This window comes from Micromonospora yasonensis, assembly GCF_026013475.1.
GTDB lineage: Bacteria > Actinomycetota > Actinomycetes > Mycobacteriales > Micromonosporaceae > Micromonospora > Micromonospora yasonensis.
The window spans coordinates 1-2,256 of the sequence record NZ_JAPDPH010000415.1 but is presented as its reverse complement, the minus strand read 5'-3'; the positions used below and the strand labels follow the sequence as shown (position 1 = coordinate 2,256).

Below are 2,256 nucleotides of genomic sequence, written 5' to 3'. Positions count from 1 at the left end.
GTGCCCTGCAGCGGGCGATCCGCCGGCCGGTGGCCGCGGCGCCGGCGGAGGCGGCGCGGGTCGGTCCGTCGCCGCCGGTCGCGGTGCCGCCGGCACGCGGGTCGAGCTGCTCTGCACGGGTCGCCTCTCCTCGGGCGTCACCCGCCCGGGGACCCGGACGGAGGGGCCTCACGCTAGGCGGGCCGTGGCGACGGACGGCGACGACGACGTGTGCGCCAGGTGGCCGACGGGCGACAAACACCCGTCCAGTCGTACACCTGTGCCAACCCGCCGGGTAGGGTGAGGGGATGACCGGGGCCGCCTACCAGCCGTCGATGCTCGACCTCACCGGGTCCCCGACGCTGGGCCCGCTGGCGGGCCGGCCGCGTCGGCACCGGCTGACCCGGGGCGCCTGGGTCGACCACCTCCCCGGCTGGGTCGCCGGTTCCGACGAGGTGTTCGAGACGCTGTTGCGCGAGGTCCCCTGGCGAGCCGAGCGCCGCACGATGTACGACACCGAGGTCGACGTGCCCCGGCTGCTCTGCTGGTACGCCGCCGGCCGACCGCTGCCGCACCCGATCCTCGACGCGGCCCGCACGGCACTGACCCGGCACTACGCGCCGGAACTGGGCGAGCCCTTCGTCACCGCCGGGATGTGCCTCTACCGCTCCGGCCGGGACAGCGTCGCCTGGCACGGGGACACCCTGGGCCGGTCGGCGCACTCGGACACCATGGTCGCCATCGTCTCCTTCGGATCCCCCCGCGCCCTGCTGCTGCGTCCCCGCGGCGGTGGCGACAGCCTGCGGTTCCCGCTCGGGCACGGCGACCTGGTCGTGATGGGCGGCTCGTGCCAGCGCACCTGGGAACACGCCGTGCCCAAGACCGCCCGCCCGGTCGGGCCCCGGGTCAGCGTCCAGTTCCGTCCGGCCGGCGTGGCCTGACCGCACACCGGGGCTGCCTGGCCGGCCGATCCCCTCGGCCGGTAACAGAGAGTCAACGTGCCCCGGCGATTCGGACACCATCTGGAACACGCACCGTGTTAGCTTGACCGCGCTCAGTCAGCCTGCGCGTCATCGGGGGATCACCGTGCCTGTTGGAGGGTCGGCCACGCCTGCGGCCGGCGTCCGGCTCACCCTGGCCGCCCGGGCCCGCCCGCACCTCGGCCTGCTCGTGCTCCTCACGATGGGTGCGGGCCTGCGGGTGACCATGCTGATCGCGTACCCGCCCGCGCTCTGGTTCGGTGGCGATTCGGGCACCTACGTCCGCCGCTCGGAACTGTGGCCGGAGCTGACCATCCGCTGGCCGTACCCGTGGCTAATCAAGGCGTTCGAATGGACCGGCACGTTCGCCTCGCTGGTGGCCGTGCAGCACCTCGCCGGGCTCGCCCTCGGGGTCGCCACCTACCTGCTGCTGCGCCGCCGGCTCGGCGCCTCCGGGTGGGTGGCGGCGCTGGCCGCAGCCCCGATCCTGCTGGATGCCCGGCAGCTCACCCTGGAGCAGTACCTGCTCACCGAGACGCTCTTCACCACCCTGCTGGCCGTCGCGGCGCTGGTCCTGACCTGGAAGCAGCGACCCGGGCCGGTGGCCGGGTTCGGCGCGGGCGTGGCCGCCGCGATGGGCATGGCGACCCGCCCGACGGGCGTCGTCGCGCTCGGCGTGCTGCTGCTGTTCGTGCTGGCCCCCTGGCGGGGCTGGCGGACGCCGGTGGCCTACCTGCTCGGCATCGTCGCCTTCTTCGGCGTGGTCTTCCTCAACGTCGGCACGGTGAAGGACGCCCTCGGCGCCGAGGGCGGCAAATTCCTGTACGGACGGACCGCGCACTTCGCCGACTGCGACCGGCTGGAGCTGCGGCCCGGGTTGCGCCGGCTCTGTCCCACCCAGCCGCTGGAGCAGCGGCCGGAACGGCCGGACTGGTTCATCTGGAACAAGGCCAGCCCGATCCGCAACGCGAAGGATCCCGCGGACCTCGACGCGTTCGCCAAGGCGGTGATCCGGCAGCAGCCCGGCGACTTCGTCGCCGAGGTGGCCGCCGACACGGCCCGCTACTTCTGGCCCCACCGGCTCGGCCCGAAGGAGTCCTGCCTGGCCGGTTTCTGGGTCCCGCAGCTCTCCCCACCCGACTGGTCGGCCAATCCCGACTGCACGCCCCGGCTGGCGGGCGCCCGGTACGACTGGCGCCCCGAGCCCTCCCGGGTGGCGACGCCGAACGCGGCCAGCCGCTTCCTGCACGGCTACGGCCGTTACGGCACCACGCCACCGCCGCTCGTGGCCGCGATG

The 2,256-nt window shown here is 74.4% G+C and carries 2 protein-coding genes; both read left to right on the top strand.

Features of this window, described 5'->3' with window-relative positions; translation table 11 throughout:
* The first annotated feature begins 287 nt into the window (after nt 1-287).
* Nucleotides 288-920 carry an alpha-ketoglutarate-dependent dioxygenase AlkB gene (locus ONA70_RS35910; protein ID WP_265010924.1) on the top strand — a complete coding sequence of 211 codons (633 nt, stop codon included), beginning with the start codon at nt 288-290 and terminating at the stop codon, nt 918-920.
* A 145-nt stretch (nt 921-1,065) separates the two neighbouring features.
* On the top strand, nt 1,066-2,256 hold a 1,191-nt coding region (locus ONA70_RS35905), incomplete at its 3' end, for a glycosyltransferase family 39 protein (RefSeq protein ID WP_265010923.1).